At 60.9% G+C, this 2,629-nt stretch carries 2 protein-coding genes; both read right to left on the bottom strand.

Features of this window, described 5'->3' with window-relative positions; genetic code table 11:
• A partial coding sequence (locus tag ACYC56_RS14840) for a hypothetical protein (RefSeq protein WP_461374948.1) occupies positions 1–1,999 on the bottom strand: 1,999 nt, incomplete at its 3' end.
• A gap of 132 nt (positions 2,000–2,131) precedes the next feature.
• The coding region (locus ACYC56_RS14845) for a hypothetical protein (RefSeq protein ID WP_461374949.1) at positions 2,132–2,629 on the bottom strand (498 nt) is incomplete at its 5' end.

Below are 2,629 nucleotides of genomic sequence, written 5' to 3' on the forward strand. Positions count from 1 at the left end.
CCACCTTGGAGGTGAGCAGCCAGGTGCTGGCGTCGTAGTTGTATTCCGTCACGTGCAGATCGGGCTGCGCCGGGTTGAACAGGGGATCTTTTTCTTTGGTCAACTGCCCGCGCGTGTTGTACTCATATTTCCAGACGCCGTATTCGGCCTGGTTGGTGTCCACTCCGTTGACCCGCAGAATGCCGGTGTGCTTCTCCAGCAGGTTGCCGGCCGTGTCGTAGACGTAGTTCGTGACCCGCCCCAGGCGGTCCCGATGCTGGGTGACTTGATGCCGCGTGTTGTACACCCAGTGTTCGGAGCTGCCGTCTCCATAACTGGCCTGCGTCTTGAAGTGCTGGGCGTCGTAGGCGTAGCTGGTGGTGTAGCCGGCCGCATCGAGCGTCTGATCCGGCGCACCCGTAATAAACTCATTGGGCGTGTAGCCCGACATAAAAATGTTGCGGGGATATGACGTCTCGCTGGTGAACGTGAAGGCGCTGTACCCCAGGCTCGGATCACCCACCGAGAAGTTGGTCATAAAACACTCCCCCACGCCGATGTCCACGTGCGACAAGTAATCGGTGCCGCGCCAGACGAGATAGCAGGAAGAGTCTTGGGGATTAAAGTAGGTACCGGAGATTGTCTCGCCCGATGCGTTCATCACGCCCCGCACGATGGCCTCCGGTTGGTCCAGCAGACTGCCGTGCAATTCGAAGAAACTGCGCGTGAACAGCGTGGTGAGACCGCCCCCCTGTCCATCCTGAATCGAGAAATTGGCGGTTTGCGCTTCCTCGTCGTTCGCGATCCCGAAGCTCGCACTCCAACTGCTGCCGATGCTCGCCTGGGTCAAGTGCGCATCGTCATCGCTAAATTGGACCACATTGCCATCGGACAACGTGACGCTGGAGAGCGTTTCGCGGCCGCCAATCTGCGAACCGTACGTGAAGGTGACCGTCTGGCCATTGGGCCCGGTGACCGACGCCATCTGGCCAGGGTTCGAAGTCGAGTAGGTGACCGTTGTAGCCAAGCCTTGCGGATTGATGAGCTTCGTGAGCCGGCCGTCTTTGTCCAGCGTCGGGTCGTTGTCGAGCACGTCGTAGAGACTGAACTCCAACTGACTGCCGTCAAAGCGGGTCATGACCGCTTTCACGGCGTGCTCGATATCCGCCGCGATGCCGTTGGCGTCCAGCAACTGACAGGAGAGAGCCAAGTCGTTATCTTCCACCCCGTCGCGGAACGTCAGGATATCCGCTTGTTCCACATCCACGACCCGCACCACTGTCACTTGGTCCACGACGTTGTCGAAGACGAAGGCCTGGGAATCAAAGGGGGTGAAATAGCCGGGCGAAAGACTGCTGTTAAACGAGGAATACTGGGCCATCAAGCGGATACTGAACGTGGGACCGTAGGCATTGTCTCCCGTACCTCCACCGCCGCCGCAGGACACGCAGGGAGCTGCCCCACCGCCGCCCCCCAGCGGAAAATCAATCGAATACTGCACGTCGGGAATCGGACAAGAAGCCACGGTGGCTCCCTGGCTTGCGCCGCCGCCACAGCCGCCGGGCGGACACTTGGCCCGCAGTGGCCAAGTATAGACCCCTTCGTTCCCCACCCAGGCCGCTTGCAGGTACAGACTGAAGGTGGCACCATCGTCCTTTAGGCGAAAGGCGCGGCCGATTCCTTTTTCCCACGTGCCGGATATCGGATCGTCCACCAGTTCCAGCATCAGCCGCACGTAGAAGTAACCGTTAGGACGGCCCAGATTCACATTGGTTGTGTAGGTGCCCGCCGTTTTGCTGATCGAGCGGTTTTCGATCTCGAAACCGTCGTAGTACACCTGCAGCCGGACGTTGCCATCCTGATCCCCCGTGTAGGCTTTGTCCAAGTAATACTCGACCGTGGCCGAACTGCCGGAGGCCGTGATGTTGGTAATGCGTGGATAGTCAGTGCCGCCTCCACCGCCCCCAGGCGGCGGTGGATCCTGGGCTCCCGCCACACAGGCCAGCGCGAGCAGCATCAATCCGAAGCCGCTGCTGACAAGTCCCTGTCCCCTGGACCACCGACCTCGGGCACACACGGTCCGCTGCATCATGGCTTCCTTCGCAATCAACGGGTTTCCAATCGTGGAGATACCTGGAGAAGGTGACGACATCTACGAAGCGTCCGCCGCGTCGCGCACGCGAGGTGGCGGTTCGGGTAGCTCGACGTGAATGACGTACCGGGCTTGGTGCGAATGCACGGGCGAAGCCGCCAGCACATCGATATCACCCTGGGTGCCCGGCGTGGCCGTGAATTGAACTTCCGCCACCCCTTCCGCGTTGGCCGCCACCGTGATCGTGCTCAACAGATTGTTGAACTGTCCTAAGCGCGCCGAAAAGAACGTCACCGGCATCCCCGGCTCGGCCTGCGCCTGGAGCGTGACCGTATCTCCCTGCAGAATGCGCTGATAGCGCGGACTGGACCGCAGCAACGGCTTCACACCCTCGCCCGGCTGCGCCGTTTGGTGCACGCGTCCCGGTTCCACGGTCGTCAGGTAAGTCTGCGGGTCGGCGGTATACTTCGCACGATCAAATGGAGCGGGGGCCATGAACGAACTCAAGCGTTCTGGATACTTGGCCGGTTCCCGCAGCGCGACGGCCACCGACTTCAC

Source organism: Candidatus Aquicultor sp. (genome assembly GCF_054640775.1).